21 protein-coding genes and 1 pseudogene are annotated in these 22,761 nt (G+C 61.1%); 7 read left to right on the forward strand and 15 right to left on the reverse strand.

All coding sequences use genetic code 11. The features are described from left to right. Positions 1 to 39 precede the first annotated feature (39 nt). From ACZZZ4_RS19425 to ACZZZ4_RS19455, 7 genes are all read right to left on the reverse strand, one after another. The gene (locus tag ACZZZ4_RS19425; RefSeq protein ID WP_007949952.1) at positions 40 to 555 is read right to left on the reverse strand and encodes an Hcp family type VI secretion system effector; all 516 of its coding nucleotides are present in this window, start codon (positions 553 to 555) and stop codon (positions 40 to 42) included. 624 nt (positions 556 to 1,179) lie between these two features. Next, positions 1,180 to 2,568, reverse strand: a complete 1,389-nt coding sequence (gene hglS, locus ACZZZ4_RS19430; protein ID WP_463548488.1) for a 2-oxoadipate dioxygenase/decarboxylase HglS — start codon at positions 2,566 to 2,568, stop codon at positions 1,180 to 1,182. A gap of 87 nt (positions 2,569 to 2,655) precedes the next feature. After that, the gene (gene glcF / locus ACZZZ4_RS19435) at positions 2,656 to 3,876 is read right to left on the reverse strand and encodes a glycolate oxidase subunit GlcF (protein WP_463548489.1); all 1,221 of its coding nucleotides are present in this window, start codon (positions 3,874 to 3,876) and stop codon (positions 2,656 to 2,658) included. A gap of 2 nt (positions 3,877 to 3,878) precedes the next feature. Continuing rightward, a complete protein-coding gene (gene glcE, locus ACZZZ4_RS19440; RefSeq protein ID WP_463548490.1) occupies positions 3,879 to 4,928 on the reverse strand; it encodes a glycolate oxidase subunit GlcE in 1,050 nt (349 codons plus the stop codon). Next, positions 4,928 to 6,427: a glycolate oxidase subunit GlcD gene (gene glcD, locus ACZZZ4_RS19445; RefSeq protein ID WP_463548491.1), complete on the reverse strand. Its 1,500-nt coding sequence runs from the start codon at positions 6,425 to 6,427 to the stop codon at positions 4,928 to 4,930. Before glcD ends, glcE begins: the two co-directional genes overlap by 1 nt. Before the next feature lie 163 nt (positions 6,428 to 6,590). Beyond that, positions 6,591 to 7,517, reverse strand: coding sequence for an alpha/beta fold hydrolase (locus ACZZZ4_RS19450; protein ID WP_041478617.1), 927 nt, complete (start codon positions 7,515 to 7,517; stop codon positions 6,591 to 6,593). 21 nt (positions 7,518 to 7,538) lie between these two features. After that, positions 7,539 to 8,993, reverse strand: coding sequence for a flavin-containing monooxygenase (locus ACZZZ4_RS19455; protein ID WP_463548492.1), 1,455 nt, complete (start codon positions 8,991 to 8,993; stop codon positions 7,539 to 7,541). Positions 8,994 to 9,180: 187 nt separating this feature from the next. On the opposite strand from ACZZZ4_RS19455, the gene ACZZZ4_RS19460 reads away from it, so the two are divergent. From ACZZZ4_RS19460 to ACZZZ4_RS19490, 7 genes and pseudogenes are all read left to right on the forward strand, one after another. Continuing rightward, complete coding sequence (locus ACZZZ4_RS19460) at positions 9,181 to 10,254, forward strand: diguanylate cyclase (protein WP_463548493.1); 1,074 nt, start codon at positions 9,181 to 9,183, stop codon at positions 10,252 to 10,254. A gap of 208 nt (positions 10,255 to 10,462) precedes the next feature. Then, positions 10,463 to 11,701 (forward strand): M20/M25/M40 family metallo-hydrolase, encoded by a 1,239-nt coding sequence (locus ACZZZ4_RS19465; RefSeq protein WP_463548494.1) that lies wholly within the window; start codon positions 10,463 to 10,465, stop codon positions 11,699 to 11,701. A gap of 391 nt (positions 11,702 to 12,092) precedes the next feature. After that, the gene (locus ACZZZ4_RS19470) at positions 12,093 to 12,260 is read left to right on the forward strand and encodes a hypothetical protein (RefSeq protein ID WP_463549318.1); all 168 of its coding nucleotides are present in this window, start codon (positions 12,093 to 12,095) and stop codon (positions 12,258 to 12,260) included. Continuing rightward, positions 12,241 to 12,669, forward strand: coding sequence for a hypothetical protein (locus ACZZZ4_RS19475; protein ID WP_463548495.1), 429 nt, complete (start codon positions 12,241 to 12,243; stop codon positions 12,667 to 12,669). Before ACZZZ4_RS19470 ends, ACZZZ4_RS19475 begins: the two co-directional genes overlap by 20 nt. Positions 12,670 to 12,747: 78 nt before the next feature. Further along, positions 12,748 to 13,172 (forward strand): annotated as a pseudogene (locus ACZZZ4_RS19480) (HPF/RaiA family ribosome-associated protein). Positions 13,173 to 13,183: 11 nt separating this feature from the next. Beyond that, complete coding sequence (locus tag ACZZZ4_RS19485; RefSeq protein WP_463548496.1) at positions 13,184 to 13,756, forward strand: baeRF6 domain-containing protein; 573 nt, start codon at positions 13,184 to 13,186, stop codon at positions 13,754 to 13,756. Then, the gene (locus tag ACZZZ4_RS19490) at positions 13,728 to 14,357 is read left to right on the forward strand and encodes a baeRF3 domain-containing protein (RefSeq protein ID WP_463548497.1); all 630 of its coding nucleotides are present in this window, start codon (positions 13,728 to 13,730) and stop codon (positions 14,355 to 14,357) included. The genes ACZZZ4_RS19485 and ACZZZ4_RS19490 overlap by 29 nt, the downstream gene beginning before the upstream one ends. 170 nt (positions 14,358 to 14,527) lie before the next feature. Here the strand turns inward: ACZZZ4_RS19490 and ACZZZ4_RS19495 are convergent, their stop codons facing one another. From ACZZZ4_RS19495 to ACZZZ4_RS19530, 8 genes are all read right to left on the reverse strand, one after another. Continuing rightward, positions 14,528 to 15,397, reverse strand: coding sequence for an isocitrate lyase/PEP mutase family protein (locus ACZZZ4_RS19495; protein WP_024012471.1), 870 nt, complete (start codon positions 15,395 to 15,397; stop codon positions 14,528 to 14,530). Between the two features lie 154 nt (positions 15,398 to 15,551). Beyond that, the gene (gene astA / locus ACZZZ4_RS19500) at positions 15,552 to 16,586 is read right to left on the reverse strand and encodes an arginine N-succinyltransferase (RefSeq protein WP_039762308.1); all 1,035 of its coding nucleotides are present in this window, start codon (positions 16,584 to 16,586) and stop codon (positions 15,552 to 15,554) included. Positions 16,587 to 16,623: 37 nt separating this feature from the next. Further along, entirely contained in the window at positions 16,624 to 17,640 is a 1,017-nt protein-coding gene (locus ACZZZ4_RS19505) for an arginine N-succinyltransferase (protein WP_463548498.1), read from the reverse strand. 118 nt (positions 17,641 to 17,758) lie between these two features. Further along, positions 17,759 to 19,108 carry an APC family permease gene (locus ACZZZ4_RS19510; RefSeq protein ID WP_039762310.1) on the reverse strand — a complete coding sequence of 450 codons (1,350 nt, stop codon included), beginning with the start codon at positions 19,106 to 19,108 and terminating at the stop codon, positions 17,759 to 17,761. Positions 19,109 to 19,176: 68 nt separating this feature from the next. Beyond that, a complete protein-coding gene (locus ACZZZ4_RS19515) occupies positions 19,177 to 19,929 on the reverse strand; it encodes an N-formylglutamate amidohydrolase (RefSeq protein ID WP_463549291.1) in 753 nt (250 codons plus the stop codon). Next, the gene (locus tag ACZZZ4_RS19520; protein WP_463548499.1) at positions 19,913 to 21,244 is read right to left on the reverse strand and encodes a type I glutamate--ammonia ligase; all 1,332 of its coding nucleotides are present in this window, start codon (positions 21,242 to 21,244) and stop codon (positions 19,913 to 19,915) included. Before ACZZZ4_RS19520 ends, ACZZZ4_RS19515 begins: the two co-directional genes overlap by 17 nt. Further along, positions 21,241 to 21,885, reverse strand: coding sequence for a cysteine hydrolase family protein (locus tag ACZZZ4_RS19525; protein WP_039762314.1), 645 nt, complete (start codon positions 21,883 to 21,885; stop codon positions 21,241 to 21,243). Before ACZZZ4_RS19525 ends, ACZZZ4_RS19520 begins: the two co-directional genes overlap by 4 nt. Before the next feature lie 2 nt (positions 21,886 to 21,887). Further along, the gene (locus tag ACZZZ4_RS19530; RefSeq protein WP_130000178.1) at positions 21,888 to 22,742 is read right to left on the reverse strand and encodes a MurR/RpiR family transcriptional regulator; all 855 of its coding nucleotides are present in this window, start codon (positions 22,740 to 22,742) and stop codon (positions 21,888 to 21,890) included. Between the last annotated feature and the right edge of the window lie 19 nt (positions 22,743 to 22,761).

Raw genomic sequence — 22,761 nt, forward strand, 5'->3', positions numbered from 1 at the left:
CCAGCAGAGCTGGCCGATGCGTGTAACGGTCAGCCGTAATTAAACGACTGGAGCACGCCAGTCATCGGAACCCGAAGTACCGGATACTTCGTGGGTCCAGGTGATTTTGCGGTAGGTGAACTGCACTTCTTCCAGGTGGGTGAAGTGCGCGTTGCCTGGATCCTGGCAGTTGTGCATTTTGTTGTTGATGGCGACGATGATCGCGTCTTCCAGTTTGGTGGTGTAGTAGTGCTCTTGGGTGCCTTGAGCCGAAGTGCGGTACCACTGGATAACGATTTCGCTCATGCGCTCGCCGGAAGTCAGAGCTGCTTGCAGCAGTGGCGAAGCCTTGTCGTAGACCTTGGTGATCACAACTGGCTTGTGTACGCGCTGACCGGTTGGCTGACCGGATTGCGGGTCACGCGGGATGATCACGTCGTGGGTGAAAGCCTGAACCATGACCTGGTCTTCGTGGCCTTCCTGGTAGGTGTTGCCAACGGAGTCGGCGGTGAAAGCGCCGGCAGTGATCAGGCCTTGTTTTTCGCCGGTAACCGACATGTACGCTGGTGTTGCCATGGGGTGCTCTCCTTGCGGATAAAGTTAGGGTGCCCGGAGGCGAAATCGCCCGGTGGGTGGCTGACTGTTATCAAGGAGCGTGCCAGGTTTTGTGCGATGCCCGGATGGCGGGGGCGGCGCGGTAGTTGGTCATCATTCGCGGCGATTTTCACCGCGATAACCGGGAGAAAGTGCGCAAGAAGTTGCGCAGTACTGCGCAACTTCTTGCGCACTTGGCTGCAGGCCTTGCCCGGCTTGGGCTACAGGGAATTTAGGCCCTGAAATATTACGACCAACTGCGCAACTTCTTGCGCAGTTGGGTATTTGCCGGGACCGAGGTGGTTGCTTCGCGAGCAGGCTCGCTCCCACAGGGGATTTTGGCTAGCCGCAATCTTGAGCCCACCACAACACCTGTGGGAGCGAGTCTGCTCGCGAAGGCGTCTGTTCAGGCAAAACATCAGCGACTGACACACCGCTTTCGCGAGCAAGCTCACTCCTGCAAGGGATCTGTGGTTTGCCCGCAATATTGAACCCACCCCGGAATATGTGGGAGCGGGCTTGCTCGCGAAGGCGGCGGGTCAGGCAGAGCATGGGGTGACTGACACTCCGCTATCGCGAGCAGGCTCACTCCTACAAGGGAAAACGTCAGGTCAGCTTGATACCCAAAGTTTCGGCACATTCCTCAATCGACCGCCGTTGCGTCTCGGCATACAAGCCCAGCTCATCAATAGTCGAACGCCCCAGTGCCTGTTCGAAAGCCTGGCGATTGGAATGTTCGGCGTAATGCGTCTGCGCAGAATCGCCAAGGTTCGACTGAAAAATCCCCGCCGCGCTCACCGGCAGGAAATCTTCGTACACCAGCGGCTCCGCTTTCACGTAGCCATCGCGCAGCAAGTCCTCCAGGGACGACTCACCAAGTCCTCCAGCGGCCAAACCTTTTTCCGTGACGAAATAACGAAAGTACGCCAGCCCCTGTTCGCGCATGCCCTCTACGCTGTCAGGAAATTCGGCAAAGTGCTGAATCATCAGCGCGTCGTAGCGTGAGGCATTGGCTTCATTGGGGAAGTCGCCCAGTTCATCCCGTGCGGCGTTCAACAAACGGTCATACAGCGCGCGCCCCTTGGGCGTGAGAGCCGCCCCGCGTTGCTCGATCTCGCCGAAACGCGCGCTGTGGCTGCCACGGGTCTCGGGCTGATCGGTGAAGGCGATCGGCTCGTCCAGCGCTTTGAAGCTGGTCTGGCGCAGCAGGATCGGGCAGTTGCGGCGCGGTGGGCCTTCGATCACTGCTTTCGGCGTGATGCCATGGGCGGGCATGTGTTGCTGCACGGTGTCGATGTCCAGCGTGCGCGGGGTCAGGTGATTGATATGCGGACCTTTGAAGGCAACGACGTCGGCGACCAAACGGTGCTGGGCGCTGAGTTTCTGGTACTGCGCAGCAGTAACGGTGGCGCTGTGGTGCCAGCGAAAAGTCTCCAGAGCCTGTCGGACGAATTCCACGGCCTCCGCGTCATTCAGTCCGCCTGCCGTTTCCGCCTGTTCAATCAGGCGCAACGCCTCTTCAGTAAAAATCGAACGACGGGCCAGTACCGACTCGGCAAACGAACGCAGTTCAGCATCTTCAATCAGCTCCAGGCGCAGCAGCGAGGTAAACACGCGAAACGGGCTGACCTGCAGCGCCTCTTCATGCACCGCACGAAACGCCGTTGAATGCACCGGTACGCCCGCCGGAGTCAGGTCGTAATAACCCACCGGTTGCATGCCCATCACCGCGAACAAGCGGGCGAGAGTGGCCAGTTCGCTCGCGGTGCCGACGCGAATGGCGCCGTGGCGCTCCATGTCCAGCCGCTCGATTTCGCCGGTGCGCTTGAGTTGCCCGGCGATGTCTGGCTGACCTGCCAGCACGTCGCGGTTGGTTTGCTCCACCAGTTCCATCAGCGCGCCGTACAGCGGCACCTCTTCGCGATACATGTCAGACATCGCTCGGGAAAAGCGTTGGCGGATCAGGTCAGGGCTGACGAACGGCTGCACAGTCATGAAAAAATTCCTGCCACGGTGACGAAATGGATGCCGGAAAAGATCGCAGCCTTCGCCCACGCGGGCAAACGAAGAAACCTACGAACTTCATTCTGCCAACGACTGATCCACCAGTTCGATCCAGTGTCTGACCGGCGTGCGCCCGGCGCTCGCCAAATGGCTCTGACAGCCCACATTGGAGGTGACGATCAACTCAGGGCGGCCACTTTCCAAGGCGTTAAGTCGTTGGTCACGCAGTTGCCGCGCCAGCACCGGTTGGGTCAGCGAGTAAGTGCCCGCCGAGCCGCAGCACAAATGGCCGTCCGGCACTGGCGTGAGGTTGAAGCCGAGTCGGGTCAGCACTGCTTCCACCGCGCCGCCGAGTTTCAGCGCGTGCTGCAACGTGCACGGGCAATGCACGGCGATGCGTCGTTCGCTGGCGGCGCACACTTGTTCCAGCGGTTCCTGTGCGATGACCTGCACCAGGTCCCTTGTCATTTCGCTGATCTGCCGGGCCTTACCGGCATAGTCCGGATCGCCAGCGAGCATATGCCCGTAATCCTTGATGAACGCGCCACAACCGCTGGCCGTCTGCACGATGGCTTCGGCGCCGTTCTGCAAATGCGGCCACCAGGCATCGATGTTCTGTCGAGCGCGGTCGAGGCCTTTGGCCTGGGCGTCGAGGTGATAGTCGAGCGCACCGCAGCAACCGGCTTCGCTGACCGGAGTGACGCTGATGCCCAAACGATCGAGCACCCGCGCCGTCGCGTCATTGGTATTCGGTGACAGGCCCGGTTGCACGCAACCTTCGAGCAACAACACCCGGCGCGTATGCCGAGGAGCAGGGCGCGACCCCATAACACCCAAGCGCTGCGGCAGTTTGCTTTCCAGCAGGCGCGGCAGCAGCGGCCGAAAGGTCGCGCCCATGCGCAGCAAGCCTTTGAACAAACCCGAATTCGGAGCCAACGCGCGCAAGCCTTCGCGCAGCAAGCGCTGTGCGGCGGGGCGTGGCACCGCGCTGTCGACCACCGCACGGCCGATGTCGAGCAGGATGTGATAATCGACGCCGGACGGGCAGGTGGTTTCGCAGTTGCGACACGACAGACAACGATCCAGATGCAGTTGCGTCTGTTCGGTGGCCGGTGCGCCTTCGAGCACTTGCTTGATCAGATAAATGCGCCCGCGCGGCCCGTCGAGTTCATCGCCGAGCATTTGATACGTCGGGCATGTCGCGTTGCAGAAGCCGCAATGCACGCAGGTGCGCAGGATCTTTTCCGCTTCGCCAGCGCGGGGCAATTGCCGCGATTGTTCGCTGAGGGTGGTTTGCATGGCTAGACCTCCGCATACATTCGCCCGGCGTTGAACAGCCCTTGCGGGTCGAGTTGCGCCTTGAGTTGCCGGTGGTAGCGCAGCAGGGTTGGCGCCAGGGGTTGAAACGGCGAATCCGCGGCGCCGTGGGTGAAGCATGTCGCGTGGCCGCCGAACGATTGGGCGAGGGCGTGTATCTCAGTGCTGTCGGACTTCAACCAGCGTTGCGCGCCGGCCCAGTCGATCAGTTGCTCGCCGGGCAACTCGAGCGGGCCGAGATTGTTTGGCAATGACAGGCGCCACAGTGGCAAGCCTTCGTCGAAAAAACTCAGCCGCTGTTCGTTGAGAACGCGCCAGAAAACCGAGTCCAACGGCTCACCACCGAGGCGTTGATGCGCAGCGGTCACCGAACCTTCGCCACCTTCCAGACGCAGATACAGACTCTGGCCATCGTGACACGCGGCGCTGATCGGCAGCGGTTGCTGGCCCCATTCGGCAAGTTTGCTCAAGGCCCGAGCGCAGTCGATATCGAGGCGAATGCTCAGGCACTGCCGTGGTTTCGGCAGGACTTTCAACGACACTTCGGTGAGCACTCCGAGGCAACCGAAACTGCCGGCCATCAGCCGCGACAGGTCATAACCGGCGACGTTTTTCATCACTTCGCCTCCGAAGCGCAGATGCTGACCGAGGCCGGTGATCACCCGCGTGCCGAGAACGAAGTCGCGCACCGAGCCGGACCACGGCCGGCGAGGTCCGGACAGTCCCGTGGCGATCATGCCGCCGACCGTGGCGCTGTCGGCAAAGGACGGCGGTTCGCAGGGCAACATTTGCCCGGCGTCATCCAGCGCCGCGAGCAGCTCGGACAACGGCGTGCCGGCACGTGCGGTGACCACCAGTTCGGTCGGGTCGTACTGGACGACGCCGCGATGAGCACGGGTGTCGAGCACTTCGCCTGCCACCTCGCGGCCGAGAAAGGCCTTGCTGTTGCCGCCCTGAATCTTCAGCGGCGTGGCATTGGCCCGCGCGGCGTTGACCTGATCGAGCAGGGCCTCGGCGGCATCGAAATCAGCCATCAGAATCGCTCCAGCTCGGGGAAGGGCAGTTGCCCGGCGTGAATGTGCATGGCGCCGAATTCGGCGCAGCGATGCAGGGTCGGAATGTTCTTGCCAGGATTGAGCAAGCCCTGCGGATCGAACGCGGCTTTCACCGCATGAAACAGCCGTAACTCGTCGCTGTTGAACTGCGCGCACATCTGATTGATTTTCTCGCGACCGACGCCGTGCTCGCCGGTGATGCTGCCGCCGACTTTCACGCACAATTCGAGGATCTTGCCGCCCAGTGCCTCGGCGCGATGCAGCTCCCCCGGCTGGTTGGCATCGAACAGGATCAGCGGATGCATGTTGCCGTCGCCGGCATGGAACACATTGGCCACGCGCAAGCCGTATTCTTCGCCAAGACGCGAGATGCCTTGCAGGACAGTGGGCAATTCGCGGCGCGGGATGGTGCCGTCCATGCAGTAATAATCCGGCGACAACCGGCCGATCGCCGGAAACGCGTTTTTACGACCGGCCCAGAAACGCACGCGTTCAGCCTCGTCCTGGGCTTGGCGCACCTCGGTGGCGCCGGCCGCTGTCATGACTTCCCGTACGCGCTGGCAATCGTCGTGCACGTCGGCTTCGACGCCGTCGAGTTCGCACAGCAGAATCGCCTCGGCGTCGACCGGATAGCCGGCGTGGATAAAATCTTCGGCGGCGCGAATGGCGAGGTTGTCCATCATTTCCAGACCACCCGGAATGATCCCTGCTGCGATGATTTCGGCAACCGCGCGGCCGGCTTTTTCCACTGAATCGAAACTGCCGAGCAGGACCTTGGCGACTTGCGGTTTGGGCAGCAGTTTCACCGTGACTTCGGTGATGATCCCCAGCAGGCCTTCGGAGCCGGTGAACAAGGCGAGCAGGTCAAAACCGGCTGAATCGAGCGCCTCGGAGCCCAGCGTCAGGCGTTCGCCCTCGATGGTCAGCACTTCGATTTTCAGCACGTTGTGCACGGTCAGGCCGTACTTGAGGCAATGCACGCCACCAGCGTTTTCCGCGACGTTGCCGCCGATCGAACAGGCGATCTGCGATGACGGATCCGGCGCGTAATACAAGCCGAACGGGGCCGCCGCTTGGGAGATGGCGAGATTGCGCACTCCCGGTTGAACCCGCGCGATACGTGCAGCGGGGTCGATGTGCAGGATGCTGTTGAACCGCGCCATCACCAGCAACAGGCCCTTTTCCAGCGGCAGCGCGCCGCCAGACAATCCCGTACCGGCGCCCCGCGCGACCACGGGCACGTTGTTCTGATGGCAGAGTTTCAGCAGGGTTTGCACTTGCTCCAGACGCCGGGGCAGGGCGACCAGCATCGGCGTGGTGCGGTAGGCGGAGAGGCCGTCGCATTCATAGGGTTTGAGTTCATCCTCGCGCCAGAGGATGTCCAGGTCCGGCAGGGCTTGTTGCAGGGCCTTGAGCAATTCGCCCTTGTTCACCTCGGGCAACGGACCGTCGAGGCGTTCGTCGTAAAGGATGTTCATGGGAGCGCCAACCTTCTGTCTCCGCTGATCGTTCCCACGCTCTGCGTGGGAATGTAGCCCGTGACGCTCTGCGTCACTGGACGCAGAGCGTCCCTTGAGGCATTCCCACGCAGAGCATGGGAACGATCAGTTGCGCAACCTTGGGCATTGCGAATATCCAGGTTCATCGCTGTCGTTCCAGAAATTCCCCGTACAGCCGCGCGGTATTTCCCGGCTGTTCGACCATCGGCATATGCCCGACGTGATCCCACACATCCACTTCGAGATTGGCGATGCCTTTGCTCCACACCGGCACGCTGCTGACGTCGATCAGACGATCCTTGCGCCCCCACAACAATAATGCCGGGCATTTGATCTCGGCCAGTTTCGGCTCCATCGGCGGGCTGGCGCGGAAGTCACGGAAGATTTCTTCAAGCTCGTCACGTTGTTGCTCATAGCGCTGGGCGACGGCGTCCAGCACCAGCTTCGGCACCCATGGCGGCGACTCCATGGTCATCGCGTAGAAGCGCTGAAACTCTTCGCGGGAATTGATCAGGAACGGATTGTGCCCGCGCGCCAGGTGGCGCTCCATGTCGCTCGGCTCCGGTGCGGTGACGCCGGCCGGGTCGATCAAGGCCAGCGAGGCGATGCGCTCGGGATAGGTCGCCGCCAGCCACGCGGCAATGTAGCCGCCCATGGAGTTGCCGATGACGTGGACTTTCTCCACGCCGCAGACGTCGAGCAGTTGAATCATGCGTTTGGCCTGAACCGCAATGTCGTAACCTCCGCCAGCCTTGAAGCCCGTCTCACCGTGGCCGGCCAGATCCGGAATGATCACCCGATACTGACGGACGAAGTGCCGGGCGCAGCGCAGCCAGAGGTTTTTATCGGCGCTGAAGCCGTGCAGCATCAGGATCGCGCTGGACGCCTCGTACGGCCCGCCTTGCCAGGTCGACACGGTCATTTCGGCGATCGGCACTTCGATCTTGTGCAGTTTGTACAACTTGGCCTCGCTGGCCATGGCCAGGTTGTACAGCCAATGGCCGACCGCCGGGTAACTCAACCAGCTCCAGGCCACGAAAACCGCAAGTGCGACAAACAGCAAAAGCATTGACGTCTTCCTTTTACGTGTTCAGGACAAAATATGGTCGGCCGGTTTCAGCGCCCGGGTCAGCAGGTGATAGCTGAAACTGAAGCCGGGAAACATCGCGATCACATGACCGCTCTTGCTCTGGTACCAACTGTGACAGCCGCCGGACTTCCACACCGTGCGCTGCATTTCCCGGTGGATCATTGCAGTGTAGGTACGTTCCGCGTCATGACGTACTTCGATGCTGCGCAGGCCTTTGGCCTGCACGGTGCAGATGCAGTCGAGGATGTAGTTCATCTGCGATTCGATGATGAACAGCGCCGAGGTGTGGCCAATGCCGGTGTTCGGCCCGGTGACAATGAACAGGTTGGGGAAATCCGGCAGGCTGGTGCCGAGGTAGGCGCGCGGGTATTCGGCCCAGACGTCTCTGAGTTGCACCGCGTTTTTTCCGCTGACCGGGTAGGAAATCACCCCGTCCGTGGCATCGTAACCGGTCGACCAGACGACCAGATCAACATCGAGATGCTCGCCGTCCACGGTGTTGATCCCGCTTTCATCGATCGAAGCGATGCCATGCTCGCGGCTGTGCAGTGTGACGTTGGCGCGGCTCAGCGCCGGATAATACGTGCTGGACACCAGCACCCGTTTGCAGCCGATGGTGAAATCCGGGGTGAGTTTCCGTCGCAGCAGCGGGTCTGGAACCTGGCGTTTGAGAAAACGCAGCGCATGTTGCTGAACCAGGTGAATCGCCGGTTTCGAGTATTTGAAGGCGATCACCCGGGTTTCGAATTGCCAGTAAATCAGCCAGCGCAGCAGCTTGTACGCCGGCTTCAGGCCAAGCAGCCAGCGCTGAAACCGGCCGAATTTGCGATCGGCACGCGGCAGCACCCAATGCGGCGTGCGCTGGAACACGTGCAGATGTTCGACCTGGGGTGCAATCGCCGGGATCACCTGCGCGGCGCTGGCACCACTGCCGACGATCGCCACACGTTTACCGCGATAGTCGTAGCTGTGATCCCAATTATTTGTGTGAAAAGTCTTGCCTTGAAAGCGATCCATCCCGGGAAAGTGTGGGATGACCGGCTGACTCAACGGCCCGGACGCGTTGATGAGGAATTGGGTTCGGAAAGTACCTTTGGCACGGGTGTGCACCAACCAATGCTTTTCCGCATCGTCCCATTCGACGCGCTCGACATCGGCCCCCAGTTCTACGCGTTCGCGCAAACCGAACTGCTCTATCACCTGTTCGGTATAGCGCTGCAATTCTGCCTGTTCGGCGAACATCTGCGTCCAGCGGTAGGGCGCAAATGACAGCGAATACAGCGGCGACGGCACGTCCACTGCTGCACCGGGATAGGTGTTCTGACACCAGGTGCCGCCGAAGAAGTCGCGTCGCTCGAGAATGCGAAAGTCGTCGATTCCGGCCTTGAGCAGCTTGACCGCCGCGCACTGGCCGCCGAAACCGCTGCCGATGATCAACGCAGCATAGGTATGCATGTGCCCCCTTTTTATAGTTGTTTTTCCATTTCCCCTCTTTCATTTATAGCCAAGTCTGGGCCGCGTGTGCGGCGCTGATGGCGCTCTATTCAGGCTGCTGGCCGGTGATGGCTATTTAACGGTGCCCTGATAGACTCCGAACACACCGTGTCTGGGTGTAACCATGCATCGCGCGGTCGAGGCCCTTATGGGAAATACGCGAGGAAAGGGACTTTCACTGGCCAGGAGGCTGTATACGTCGCGGGTGTTCGGGCTGCTGCTCGGGCTGATGTGTGTCAGTGTGGCGATGCATGCGCTCGATCCGCCGCTGTGGGTGTGGGGTCTGATGCTGTTCAACGGCCTGGTCTGGCCACATCTGGCCTTTCAATGGGCGCGCCGTTCGAGCGTGCCGTTTCGCGCCGAACACCGCAATTTGCTGATCGACGCGTTCATGGGTGGCTTCTGGGTCGCCGCCATGCAGTTCAATCCGCTGCCCAGTGCTACCACGATTTCGATGATGGCAATGAATAACGTCGCCATTGGCGGTGGGCGGTTTCTGCTCGCCGGGTCGGCGGCGCAGCTTTTCGGAATGGGCGTGGGCCTGGTGCTGTTTGCCCCGGCGTTTATCCCGCAAACAACGGCGCTGCAGCTTTACGCCTGTTTGCCATTGCTGTTGCTGTATCCGCTGGCGCTGGGCTGGATCTGCTTTCGTCAGGCCTCGACCCTCGGTCGGCACAAGCGTGAATTATTGGCGTTGAGTCGTACCGACAGCCTCACCGGTCTGCTCAATCACGGCGCGTGGAAGGATCAACTGAACCTCGCATTCCAGCGCTGCAACCGCCAGCAGCAGGGCGCGGCGATTGCCTTGATCGACATCGATCACTTCAAGGCGATCAACGACACCTACGGCCACGTCGCCGGCGATATTGTCCTGCGCCAGTTGAGCAAACTGCTCAAACAGAATCTGCGCGCCACGGACGTGGCCGGACGATACGGCGGGGATGAGTTCTGCGTGATCCTGCCGGAACTGCCGCTGTTCAATGCCGCCCAGGCCATGGAAGCCTTGCGCGAGCGTTTCGCGGTGATGGGCTACGAGCAGAACCCGGCGTTGAAGGTCAGTCTGAGCATTGGCCTGGCCGCGTATGACCCTGGCCATGCCGACGCCACGCGTTGGCTGGATGAGGCCGATCAGGCGTTGTACGAAGCCAAGGCCAGTGGGCGCAATCGGGTGATCTGCAATAGCGACAACAAACCGAGGCAGGTGCTGCTGGATTCGGTCTGACGGGCGGGCTGATACCTGTGGGAGCGAGCCTGCTCGCGAAAGCCATGGGTCAGGCGGAATCAATATCGTTTGCCACGACGCCTTCGCGAGCAGGCTCGCTCCCACAGGGTTATGTGTTGTCGATTAGATCAGTGTCGCTTCCGCTATAGAGCCTTGCGCCATTGTCGGTTACGGTTGAATCCCTCCGACACGAAACAAGGACTGCTTCATGACGTTCTCATTTCCCCGCTCTCTGCTGGCCGCCAGCCTCGGTCTGTCCCTCGCGTTCTCGGCCGTAAACGCTTGCGCCGAACCGCATAAACAAGTGCTCGCCGATGCCGAGCAATACCAGCCCGAAGCCCTGAAGTTACTGGAGCGACTGGTCAATATCGACTCCGGTTCCGGTTATGAACCGGGCATGAAACAGGTCAGCGACATCGTCATCGATGAGCTGAAAAAACTCGGCGCCACCATCGAACTGGTACCGAACACCCCGGAAAAATCCAACCACGTGCTGGCCACGCTCAAAGGCACCGGCAAGGCGAAAATCCTGCTGATGGCGCACATGGACACGGTGTTCAAGGAAGGCTCCGCGGCCGAGCGGCCATTCCACATCAAGGACGGCCGTGCGTACGGGCCGGGGGTGATGGACGACAAGGGCGGCATCGTCGCCGGTATCTATGCGCTTAAAGTGCTGAAGAACCTCGACTTCAAGGATTACGCGCAGATCACTTTTCTGCTCGACGCCAGCGAAGAAACCGGCTCGGACGTTGCTACCGACCTGATCAAGAAGACCGCCAAACAGCACGACGTGACCCTCAACCTCGAACCGGGCCGCCCGGCCGATGGCCTGGTGGTATGGCGCAAGGGCAGTGCGACGGCGCTGGTCGAAGTCAAAGGCAAAGCCGCCCACGCCGGCGTCGCGCCAGAGTTGGGACGGAACGCGGCGATGGAAGCGGCGCACCAGATTCTGCAACTGGGCAAGCTCGGCGACGAGGCGAAGAAGACCACCATCAACTTCACCGTGCTCAAGGCCGGCGATCGCACCAACGTGATTCCGGATCAGGCCACGGCCAAGGCGGATGTGCGCGCGGCAGTGCCGGAGGAATTTGATCGCATCGAGAAGGATCTGGCGCGGGTCTCGCAGGAAAAGTTGATCGCCGATACCGAAGTGAAAACGTCCCTGCAGCGCGGTTTACCGCCGATGCCACAAACGGCCGAGTCGGATCGCCTGATGGCCATGGCCCAGGGAATTTACGGCGAGATTGGCCGCAAGCTGACCGAGGAGGGCAGTGGTGGCGCGGCGGATGCCAGTCTGTCCGCAGGGGTTGGCACGCCGACTCTGGATGGTTTCGGGATCGTCGGCGGCAATATTCACACCCCGGAAGAATATGCCGAAGTGGCGAGCGTGGCGCCGCGGATCTATCTGTTGTCGCGGATGATCATGGAACTGGCCAAGCCGCGTTGAAGCTACGGGTGTCTTGATTGTGGGCACGATCAGAACACCAGTCGGTAAAAAACAGAGCGCGGCTCCTCGAGTGAGCTGCGCCTGTGCTTGAGACGGTTCCGGGCGCACTGGAAAACCGGCACAAGCGCTGAGATTGTGCCGGTTCTGCCAACCTCGCTGCGCTTCAATCCCATTAAAGCTACACACCGCTCATCGGTTTTCAGTGCAAAAAAACCGAAGCTTCCTGATTGCTTGCTTGTCATCTCCATGAGACCGCAGCCCTTTCAATACGGCCGTTTCGCTGTATCACGCCGTCCGTCGACGCAGAGGAATGAGCGCACGATAGGCGCAGTCGACTTTGCACGGTGAGCCTCGACAGGCGCTGCGTGTTGACTGAAGAGGAGAGCGACAGATGACAAGAATTGACACTCTGCTGGACAACAAAGGCACCCCGCTGGACAAACAGATTTTCACTTGGCGAGAGCTCGCTGGCAAACCGATCAGCAAGCTCGACGACGATGCGTTCAACGTGCAACCACCGATCCGAGAAGGACACCGCCGTGAGCGAAACCGATCTTGAAATGGAACTGAAAGCGTGGCGTCTGTTGCTGGAGGACGACGCCTATCGCCTGGATTTCCCCGAGGATTATCACCGCACCCTGATCCAGCGTGCCGACGAATTGCTGCTGCACGAATGGATCACTCGTGACGATTGGCAGTTGCTGATAAACGCGGCGGATGAGGCGCGTGAATTTACCCTCGAGAGCCTCGCGCGTGAGCAGCGCGATTGTCTGAAAATCTCGTCGCTTCGACTACCGAAAGGCCACGAAGACGAACAGCCTCAGCGACCGCAAGGTGCCGCATGTGTATCAACCAACGGGAGCGTCATCATGACTGATGAAAAAAAGATCAACCGAACAACCCGCCGAACAATCAGCCGAACGACACCATGCCTGCGCATTCCACCGAAGAGGAGCGCGAGCACCTGAAGGACTTCAACAAGGACGGCATCCCGCCGGGAAGCTGCTGATTGCCCCTCAAGCCCAGAGCACGCGGAGTATTTCACCATGCAAGTACAAGTAGACAGCAACCATATCGAAGGCAGCGCCGAACTGCAGGACTGGGTGGGCAGTACGGTGGTGGATGAACTGGACCGCTATTCGTCTTTTCTGACCCGATTGGAGATCCACGTTGGCGACGTCAACGCACAGAAATCCGGTGCGCAAGACAAGCGCTGCCAGATCGAGGCGCATCCCAAGGGGCACACCTCGCTGTCGGCCAGCCATCATGCCGAAAGTCTGGAGCTGGCCGTCGCCGGAGCGGCAAAAAGATTGTCCATGCGCTGGAGCACCTGGTGGGGCGCCTGTCGCCGCGCGTCGAATCGACCGGACGCCTGACGGCACCGCCGGTCCGGGAGGATTCGCCAGCGGAAATCGACGCCATGCTCGAAGACGAGTTTCTCGCCAGACAAGCTGACCTGGAAAAAGAGTAGGGAGTGTCGCCATGGCCCGGATTCAAACCTTTACCCACGAAACGCTGAGCACACTGTTGGCCCTGAATGACCGTCTCAACCTCAGCCTGTACATGCCGGCGCATCGAACCTTTCCGGAACGCTCGCAAGACCCGATCCGTTTCAAGAATCTGGTCAGGCAACTCGAAAGTTTGCTCGAACAACATTCTCCCGAGTCGCCCAGGGACATCGTGCTCGCGCCATTTCATGAGCTGCTGGACGATCAGTCCTTCTGGAACACCTGCCCCGAGTCCATCGCAGTTTTCGGCGGCGAGGAGTATTTCATCGTGGTCGGCCTGCATCAGGCGGTTCGCGAAGCGGTCATCGTCAACAGCCATCCGTATCTCAAGCCGTTGCTGCGCCTGGCGCCGGTGATTGATCGTTGCCAAGTGCTGTGCCTGTCCCGTGACAGCGTGCAGATGTATCAAGGGACGGGGCAGCAGATGCAGGAGGTCGAGCTGCCCGAAGCGGTGCCCACCCGACTGGCGGATGCGCTCGGTAACGAGCTCACGCCACGCGATCAGCAGGGCCACCCCGATGGCTTCAGCGGTGGGGGAGCGTGGTGATCCGATGATGCACGAGTCGGGTGGTGGCGGTAAGCAGGATGAAATCAACCTCGATCGAGAGCGGTTTTTCCGCGCGGTTGATAAAGCTGTCACCGAGCATTGCTCGCGCCGGTCCAGCCTGCCGCTGGTGCTCGTTGCGCTGCCGGAGAACCAGACGGTCTTCCGTACGGTGAGCCATAACCCGTTTCTGTTACCCGACGGCATCGAGCGGGATCCGGCGACGCTTCAGCCCGCGCAACTGGCGGCAGCCTGCGCGGTTGTGTTGCGCAAGCGTCATGACGATGGGCTGAACAAAGCATTCGATCGCTATGGCGTGGCGCTCGGTCAGGGAGCGGTGGGGCAACATTTGTCGGAGATTGCCCAGGCAGCGGTAGAGGGCAGGGTAGCTTTGTTGCTGGTTGAGGCTGAACGTGAAATTGCCGGGACCATTGCGGCCAATGCGCTGAACCGCGAGGCTGCCGATAGCCGCAAAATTCATTCGAAGGACGTACTCGACGAACTGATTCTGGCGGTGATCCGCCAGGGCGGTGAGGTGGTGGTTGTACCGCCGGAACGCTCGATGCCGACTGAGACGGGGGCGGCAGCGGTTTATCGGTATTGATCGATTAGCCGAGACGTTGCTCAGTTACTTACGCCGGTTCAGCGCTGTGACGGCTACCCTCATCTCTGGCAAGCCAGGCTCCACAGGTTGCGCGTTAAACATCAATCGATGGTTCAACGCAAACCCTGTGGGAGCTGGCTTGCCAGCGATGGCGCTGGCCCAGCCAACGTTTACTCCTTGACGCTCATATACTCCTTGGCCCAGAGAATGTATTCCTCGGGTTGGGTATAGGTGTGCGTCAATTCGGTCGCGCTCAGGTCGGCGGCCTGGGTGAAGATCTGCCGCTGTTCGCGCAGGCTGTCGTAAGTCGCTTTGATCGCAGCGAAGTAGGCGCCGTGGCCGTCGATGGTCACGCGTACACCGAGTTCGGCCAGGCGTTTGTCGTCGCGCAGCGCCGGGTTGCCGTAGGTGACCAGCATCAGCGGCACGGTCAGGTGCTCGGCGATTTGTTCCAGTTGGTCAAAATCCTGCACGCCGACCATGCAGATACCGTCAGCGCCCGCCGCCTGATATTGGCGGGTGCGGCTGATGATTTCCTGGTTCGGCAGGATGCCGGCATTGGTGCGGGCGATGATGGCCATTTCCGTGTCGACCCGGGCTTCCAGCGCCGCGCGGATCTTGCCGACGCCTTCGGCTACGGTGATCAGGTCGGTGGATTTGCGCCCGAATTGCGCGGGCAGCAGGGTGTCTTCGATGGTCAGTGCAGCAACGCCGGCGCGTTCCAGTTCGACGATGGTGCGCATCACATTGAGGGCGTTGCCGTAGCCGTGATCAGCGTCGGCGATCACTGGCAATTGGGCGACGCGGCCAATGCGCGTGGCCTGTTCGGCGAATTCGCTGAGGGTGATCAGGGCGAAGTCCGGTGCGCCGAGTACCTGCAGCGAGGCCACGGAACCGCCGAGAATACCCACTTCAAAACCCAGGTCAGCGGCGATGCGGGCGGACATCGGGTCGAACACCGAAGCCGTGTGATAGCAGGTGTCGGAGGCCAGCAGCTGACGGAAATTACGGCGCAAATCTTGATGGGAAAGCCTGGTCATACGAGTTCCACCAATACATAAGGAATGGAAAGGCTTGAGCAAAGGTGTCAACGCCGAAGAATGAAAAGGCTATCACGCGAATGGGTCAAGAATCATGACGAATTTGCTCAGTGAGACTGGCGGCTGAAAGGTTTAACCTCCTGCGCTGGAAAAATCAGGCCGCCACGGCGTGCTGCTGTTGATGGGGCAGGAGCACCGCACGCACCGAATTGCCCGGCTGAAGTTGCAGGCGTTTGGCGGTGAGACGATCAACCACCAGGCTGTTGCCTACCAGTCGACCGGGGGCCACGGTAATGCGGCAGTTTTCCAGGCGGCGGTTGTGAATCAGCCACAGCGGCGCCTGCTCGTCCGGGGTGCCGAGGCTAAGTGTCAGTTCGAGACTGTCACGCACCGTGCGGATGCTGCGGATCGGCGCTTCGATGACCGGGCCACCATCGAAAATATCGATGTAGCCCTGGTGCGCAAAGCCTTCGGCCTGAAGAATTTTCAGCGCTGGCTGAGTGTTCGGATGCGTCTGGCCGATCGCGGCCTGCGCCTGTTCGGTCAATAGGCAGGTATACAGTGGCTGGCGCGGCATCAGTTCGGCAATAAAGGCTTTGTTGCCCAGGCCCGACAAGTGATCGGCGTGGGTGAAATCCATCTGGAAAAAGTGCCGGCCGAGGCTGTCCCAGAACGGCGAGCAACCGTTTTCATCGGCACTGCCGCGCAGTTCGGCGATCATCTTCTCGCCAAACAGGTGCGGAAATTCAGCGACGAACAGCAGACGACCCAGCGACAACAGGCGGCCATTGCTGCCGTTGCGCTGGTCATGGCGCAGGAACAGCGAGCACAGCTCGGATTGGCCGGTCAGTTCGTTATTGAGGAACAACGTCGGAATCTGTCGCTGAATGCCCAGATCCGGCGCCGAACTGACGGTTACGCCGAGCCGGTAGTTGTACCAGGGTTCGCGCAAGCCAACGGCGCCAGCCATCGCGCTGACACCGACCACGCGCTGTTCATCGTCCTCAAGCACAAACAGGTAATCGGCATCAGCGCGCTCCACCTGTTCGGCGAATGCGCGCTGTGCCCAACGCACTCGATGCGCGAGGCGGTCCTCGTTGACCGGGAGGGTAGTAAAACCCGGTCCGGCTTGTTCGACGAGGGTCATCAAGGCAGGCAGGTCGCTGACTTTTACCGGACGGACAATCATGCTCCAACTCCTTGCAGGCACGGAAGGCAAACGCGGCTCACAGTGCGACCAACCGTATCGAACTGCCGTCGCTGACGTTCAATGCCGAGCAGATGGCAGGCGTCAGTGGCAGCGGTTGGTCGGGCTGATAGTCGAGTTCGGTGACGATCGCTCGGTAGCCATGCAGGGCGTCGTTGCTCAGCAGGTAACGGCCACAGGCGTCAGTCGCTGCTTGTTGGCGGACGACGGCGGTCTGGCTGTCAGCGATCGAGCGAATGTTCGCGGTGCGCGCATAGAGGGTCGGGCCGGCGTCGAACAGGTCGATGTAGCTGTTGGTTTCGAAGCCCTCGCGTTCAAGGATATCGAATGCTTCCTGGCCGTCCGGATGCACGCGGCCAATACAGTCCTGCGCCGCTTGCGGCAGCATCGGCACATAGATCGGGTATTGCGGCATCAGTTCGGCGAGAAACGTGCGGCTCTGCAAACCGCACAGACGCTCCGCTTCGGCGTAGGGCAGGTCGAAGAAATGCTTGCCCAGCGCATCCCAGAATGGCGAATGCCCCTGTTCGTCGCTGTAGCCGACGATCTCGGTGATCACCGCCTCGGAGAACCGCTGCGCATGCGCGGCAATGAACAGCAGGCGCGCCCGCGACAGCAGTTCGGAAAACGGCGTGCGCACCAGCGTGGCGTCGATGTGGAAACCGCGCAGCAAGGTATGCCCGCTAAGGTCATGGCACAGCGACAACGCCGGCACGCCGTGCTCGATGTTCAATTCCCTCGAAGCGCTGGTGAAATGGCGGTTGCGCAGGCTGTAGAACGGCTCCTTGAAACCGGCGGTGGCAAGGATTTCCGAGCAGCCGACCAGTTGCTGGCGTTCGAGATCTTCGAGCACGAAGAAATAGTTCTCCGGCCCCTGCGCTGCCGCGGCGCTGTCGAAAGACACGCACGACGCGGCGATTTTCTCGCGCAGATGTTCGCTGTCATCCGGCAGCGAAGTCACGCCGATCAGGCTCTCGCGAGCCAGGCGCTGTAGCTGGGGCAGATCATTCTGCTCGACTGGGCGTAAGACCAGCATGGATGTACTCCTGTATCAAAAGGTTCGGCCCGTTCGCCGAACCTGACTATCACTGTCGGTTTCCACGCGTTGAATCGGCGGTCGCCTGATTTGTTGTCAGACGCCGCTCTTTTTCTTGTCAGCCTTTGCTCGGATCGGGCAGCGCAGTGCTAGCGCCGAGCTTGTTGAGGAAGAACAGGTACACCAGGCCCAGGGCAATCCAGATCAGACCGAGTTTCTGCGCATCGACGCCCATGTTGTACATGATGGCGGCGACGATGATGAAGCCGATCACCGGGCAGAGCAGATGGCGTACAACTCGCCCGGATTTCTGCCGACGCCAGTAGTGGTTGATCACCGTCAGGTGCAGCAGCATGAAACCGCTGAGTGCGCCGAAGTTGATCAGCGAGGTGAGAATGTCCACCGCATTGAGGAACAAGTAGCAGATCAGCAGCGACAGCACCGCCACCAGATAAATGCTCAGGTAAGGCGTGTTGTGTTTCGGGTGAACCCTGGCCAGCACCTTCGGCAGTTTGCCGTCGCGGGCCATGCCGAACAGCAGACGCGACACCGCAGCCTGCGAGGTGATCGCCACCGCGACGCCCCAGGCCAGTGCTGTCGCCACCGCAGTCAGCGTTGCCAGCCAGCTGCCGGCGGCGATTTCAGCGATTTCATAGAAGGCGGTGTCGGCGGACTTGAAGCCCATGCCCGCCGCCAGATCGGTGGCAATCCACGTCTGTACCACGAAAATCGTGCCCATCACCGCCAGCGTGATCAGCGCTGCCTTACCGACGCTGCGGCCGGGGTCTTCCTTGATTTCTTCGGCGAGGGTCGAGATCGCATCGAAGCCGAGGAACGACAGCACGGCGATCGACACCGCTTGCATCAGCAGGGCGAAGTTGAAGGTTTCCGGGTGATACAGCGGCGCCATGGTCAGCTCGCCGTTACCGCCACCGTTGTGCAGGGCGTTCCAGGCGTAGAACAGGAAGATGCCCAGCACCACCAGTTGTGCCAGCAGGAACAGGATGTTCATTCGCGCGGTGAAGGTGATGCCGCGCAGGTTGACGAATGTCGCGCTGACCAGGAACGCCAGAATGAAGCCGACCTTGGGGATGTCCGGGTACAGGTGGTTGAGCGCCATCGCCGCATACAGGTACAGCAGCGGTGGAATCAAAAGGTAATCGAGCAGCATCAGCCAGCCAGCGATGAAACCGACGTGTTGGTTAAGGCCGCGTTGCGCGTAGGAATACACCGAGCCTGCTATCGGAAAGGCCTTGGCCATGCTGCCGTAACTCAGCGCGGTGAACAGCATCGCGACCATGCCGATGATGTACGCCAGCGGCACCATCCCCGGTGCTTCGGCGTTGACGTAGCCATACACACCGAACGGGGCGATGGGGATCATGAAAATCATCCCGTACACCACCAGATCGGTCAGCGTCAGGCTACGTTTCAACTCTTGCTTGTAGCCGAATTCTTCAATTTCCATGAAGCGCAACTCCTTGTCAGCCATCGGTCGTTTTAGTTGTTCTATCGGTCCATCATTTACCGCGATTCCTACAGCAAAGGCGCGAGGTAGCCGGCCCAGCGCGATACGGCTTCGGGGCTGCGCAGCAAGTCATTGCGCACCTCGATCAGCACTGCTTCAAGGCCGCGGGCGTCGCCGTGCACCGGCACGGTCATGTCGCCCAAGGGATCAATTCTGTACGGCTGGTTGCCCGCCACCTTCAGCGGGTGCGCTTGCAGCCCGTCGAGCAGACGCTCGGCATAGTCTTTGGCCTGGCCGAACAATACGCCGACTTCCAGTGGTCGCCGCTGGCCGTAATACACCGGGGTGAAACTGTGAATGCCGACCACCCGCACCGGCCGGCCTTGGGCAATGCGCTCGTCGATCAACGTCTGCAAGCGCGCATGAAACGGTTTGAACAGCGTTTGGCGCCGGTACTCTCGGGCCGCTTCGTCCAGATCGCGATTGCCGGGTATCTGGTAGATCTCGCTTTGCAGCGGGATGCTGTCCGGCGCATGGCGCGGTCGGTTGAGGTCGATCAACAGCCGTGAATAATTGGCGCTGAGCAGGGTGGCGCCAAGCTGTTGCGACAACTGTTCAGCCAGTTGCAGCGCGCCGATGTCCCAAGCGATGTGTTCGCGCGCGGCCGCCTCGTCCAGGCCCAGGTTATTCAGGGCTTCGGGGATGTAACGACTGGCGTGCTCGCACACGAGGATCAACGGATTCGTCGAGTCCTCGCGGCTCAGGTTGTAGACCGGGCGGGTGTACAACCCCAGCTCGGCGGATTCAGTACAGGCGTGCATAGTGCTCACACAGGTCAGCGGGCGAGAGCTGTTCCGTCAGCGCCAGTTCCTCGGTTTTCAGGGCGTAATAAGTGTCGAGCAACGGCTTGGGCAGCCATTCGTTGAAGGCTGCACTGTCACGCAGGCAATCCAGCGCCTGGGCCAGCGAGGCGGGCAGGGCGACGATGCCCCGGGCCTTGCGTTGCTCGTCGTTGAGTGAATCGGGAATCTCATCGGTGATCGCGTTCAGCGCCAGACGCTGTTCGATGCCCAGCCGCCCGGCAATCAGCAGCGCAGCCATGGCCAGATGCGGCGAGGCAGTGGCGTCCATGGCGCGGAATTCCAGGTTGAACTGCTGCGCGGCAGACTTGCCGCCCAAGGTCACAGTCGGGCAGATGCGCAGCGCCGCTTCACGGTTCTGCTGCCCCAGGCAGGCGTACGACGCGCTCCAGTGGTGCGGCTGCAATCGCTGGTACGACAGCGGCGTCGGCGCAGTGAAGGCGCACAGCGCCGGCAGATAATGCAGGACGCCGGCAGCCCAGTGCTGGCCGATGCTCGACAGGCCGTTGCTGGTGCCAGCCTCGTACAGCATCGGCTGGCCGGCCAGATCGAGCAGGCTGACGTGCAGGTGCACACCATTGCACACCGCTTCGGCGGCGATCTTCGGCGCAAAACTCAGATCCAGGCCCATTTGCCGGGCGATTTCCCGGGTGATTTCCCGCACGTTGACCGCGCGATCGGCCGCCGCTACGCCGAGGGTCGGGCGGCAGGTGATTTCGTATTGGTGCTTGCCGTATTCCGGCAGGAACATTTCCGGCTCGACGCCGCCGGCGCGCAGGGCGCTGAGCAGCCAGCCGCCGAACTCGGCGCCTTGACGCTGTGCTTCAAGAGAGAACGCAGCATGTTCGGCTACGCCCGCGTGCAGGTTGAACTCATGTTCGAAGGCGGCGTTGACTTGCAAACCCAGCTCATCGCGATAGCGTTCGATTTCATCGCGCAACAGCGTACGTGGGCAGGCGCCCCAGGCTTGACCGTCGGTCTCGCGAATATCGGCGTGGATGAAATCCAGCACCGGCGCATTGGCGTCGGGGCCGTTGCCGACGGTCACGCGGCTGTCCAGGTCGGGTATCAGCCGCAGGTCGCCATACGCGCCCCAAGGACTGCTCGAGGCGATGATGTCTTGCGGCGTCAACGCACTGTTGGCCGGTACCCAACCGCAACCTGCTGCCTGGTAGTGCTCCAGTTCATCGGTAGGAAACGAGCGGCCACGGGTGATGCCGATCAGGTCGGTTGTCACCAGCGTGGTCATCGGCAAAGGCGTCAGGCGCGGGCTCATGGCTGCATCTCCTGCAAACGGCCGAGCACGGTGTCGGTGTCGGTGATCCAGCAGTAACCCTTGATCGCGTTGAGGCAGGCGTGATGGCGTTCAACTGTGTAAGTGGCGCAGGCATCCTCCACCAGCGTGACCAGATAGCCACGGTCGGCGGCGTCGCGCACAGCCATGTCGACGCATTGGTCGGTGACAATACCGGCGATGATCAGATGGCGGGTCTGCAGATTGCGCAACACGTAATCAATATTGGTTGAATTGAACACCCCGGAGGAGGTTTTCGGCAGCACGATTTCGTTCTCGGCCGGGGTCAGTTCAGCGATGACCTGCGCTTGCGCGCTGCCCTTGGGCAGGTGCATGTCCGACAGCTTGTGATCCAGCGAACGGTCGCGACCGTCGGCGGTCAGGCTTTCGATGATGGTGTGCAGTACGTTTTGCCGCGCCTGGCGAAAGGCGCCGAGCAGACGTTGCTGGTTGGGCACCACCTGGCTGCGCGCGCGGTGGAGAAAATATTCGGCCTCCGGCCCGCTCAGGTGCGGGTCGAATTGCGGCTCGAGCCAGGCGCGCTGCATGTCTACCAGCAACAAAGCGGTGTGGTCGAACGCAAACGGCAGGTCGCGTGGCGAGCGGTGGGGAAGGCTGAACATCCTTATTTTTCCTCCATCAGGTGAGTCGCAAAGTCATTGCGCAGGGCATCGATGCCCTCCAGGCGATCGGCCGGGTCCGGCACGCGCAAGGTCAGGCAGGCGATCAGCGCCTCGACCTGCGCCAGCGCCGGCACCATGGTGTCGAACGGCGAGGCCGACTCCACCGGCGCGCTGATGATCAAGTCGGCCAATTCGCGCAGCGGCGAGGCGTAGACATCGGTGAACAGCACCACCCGCGCGTTATTGTTCTTCGCCGCCTGCGCAACGCGCAGGGCTTGGGTCTGGTAACGCCGGTAGTCGAACACCAGCACCACGTCCTGGCGTTGCAGATCGTATAAACGATCAGGCAGCAGGGCGTTGTCTTCGAGGGCGAAGCAGCCGGGACGCAGCAGACGCAGGTGGTTGAGCAGGTAATTGGCCATCAGAATGCTGAAACGGCCACCGAAGCAGTACACCTGATGGCGGCTATCGAGCAGCCACTCCACGAGGATGCGCACGTCTTCGGGTTGGGTCAGGGCTTGAGTGTCGACCAGCAAGCGTTGACTGTCGGCCAGATAGTGCGCCCATGCATCGTCCTTGTTCTGCTGCGAACGCGGCTGCAACAGCGTGCGTGGCGAGCGCAGGCGATGGTCCATGTCGCTGAGCAAGGCTTCCTGGAATTCAGCATAACCGCCGAAACCGAGCTTTTTCACCAGACGCACGATGGTCGGGTCGCTCACACCGGCATGTTCGGCGAGCCGCGCCATAGGCCCTAGACCGTTGCGCGGATACTGATCGAGCAGGGCGCGGACGACTTTGCGCTCTGACGGCGTCAAGTCCAGGCCGGGGTCGGTGATCAGGTCTCTGAGAGGGGGCATCCGGGCTCCTGCTGGATGG

This window comes from Pseudomonas sp. AC252 (genome assembly GCF_979258105.1).

Bases quoted from the DNA above. Each gene is read 5' to 3' on its own strand.
- ACZZZ4_RS19495 (WP_024012471.1), bottom strand. From the start codon at position 15,397: ATGACCAGGCTTTCCCATCAAGATTTGCGCCGTAATTTCCGTCAGCTG.
- ACZZZ4_RS19470 (WP_463549318.1), top strand. From the start codon at position 12,093: ATGACAAGAATTGACACTCTGCTGGACAACAAAGGCACCCCGCTGGAC.
- astA (WP_039762308.1), bottom strand. From the start codon at position 16,586: ATGATTGTCCGTCCGGTAAAAGTCAGCGACCTGCCTGCCTTGATGACC.
- ACZZZ4_RS19520 (WP_463548499.1), bottom strand. From the start codon at position 21,244: ATGAGCCCGCGCCTGACGCCTTTGCCGATGACCACGCTGGTGACAACC.
- ACZZZ4_RS19515 (WP_463549291.1), bottom strand. From the start codon at position 19,929: ATGCACGCCTGTACTGAATCCGCCGAGCTGGGGTTGTACACCCGCCCG.
- ACZZZ4_RS19510 (WP_039762310.1), bottom strand. From the start codon at position 19,108: ATGGAAATTGAAGAATTCGGCTACAAGCAAGAGTTGAAACGTAGCCTG.
- ACZZZ4_RS19465 (WP_463548494.1), top strand. From the start codon at position 10,463: ATGACGTTCTCATTTCCCCGCTCTCTGCTGGCCGCCAGCCTCGGTCTG.
- ACZZZ4_RS19530 (WP_130000178.1), bottom strand. From the start codon at position 22,742: ATGCCCCCTCTCAGAGACCTGATCACCGACCCCGGCCTGGACTTGACG.
- glcD (WP_463548491.1), bottom strand. From the start codon at position 6,427: ATGAACATCCTTTACGACGAACGCCTCGACGGTCCGTTGCCCGAGGTG.
- glcF (WP_463548489.1), bottom strand. From the start codon at position 3,876: ATGCAAACCACCCTCAGCGAACAATCGCGGCAATTGCCCCGCGCTGGC.
- ACZZZ4_RS19485 (WP_463548496.1), top strand. From the start codon at position 13,184: ATGGCCCGGATTCAAACCTTTACCCACGAAACGCTGAGCACACTGTTG.
- ACZZZ4_RS19460 (WP_463548493.1), top strand. From the start codon at position 9,181: ATGGGAAATACGCGAGGAAAGGGACTTTCACTGGCCAGGAGGCTGTAT.
- ACZZZ4_RS19450 (WP_041478617.1), bottom strand. From the start codon at position 7,517: ATGCTTTTGCTGTTTGTCGCACTTGCGGTTTTCGTGGCCTGGAGCTGG.
- ACZZZ4_RS19505 (WP_463548498.1), bottom strand. From the start codon at position 17,640: ATGCTGGTCTTACGCCCAGTCGAGCAGAATGATCTGCCCCAGCTACAG.
- ACZZZ4_RS19525 (WP_039762314.1), bottom strand. From the start codon at position 21,885: ATGTTCAGCCTTCCCCACCGCTCGCCACGCGACCTGCCGTTTGCGTTC.
- ACZZZ4_RS19455 (WP_463548492.1), bottom strand. From the start codon at position 8,993: ATGCATACCTATGCTGCGTTGATCATCGGCAGCGGTTTCGGCGGCCAG.
- hglS (WP_463548488.1), bottom strand. From the start codon at position 2,568: ATGACTGTGCAGCCGTTCGTCAGCCCTGACCTGATCCGCCAACGCTTT.
- ACZZZ4_RS19425 (WP_007949952.1), bottom strand. From the start codon at position 555: ATGGCAACACCAGCGTACATGTCGGTTACCGGCGAAAAACAAGGCCTG.
- ACZZZ4_RS19490 (WP_463548497.1), top strand. From the start codon at position 13,728: ATGGCTTCAGCGGTGGGGGAGCGTGGTGATCCGATGATGCACGAGTCG.
- glcE (WP_463548490.1), bottom strand. From the start codon at position 4,928: ATGGCTGATTTCGATGCCGCCGAGGCCCTGCTCGATCAGGTCAACGCC.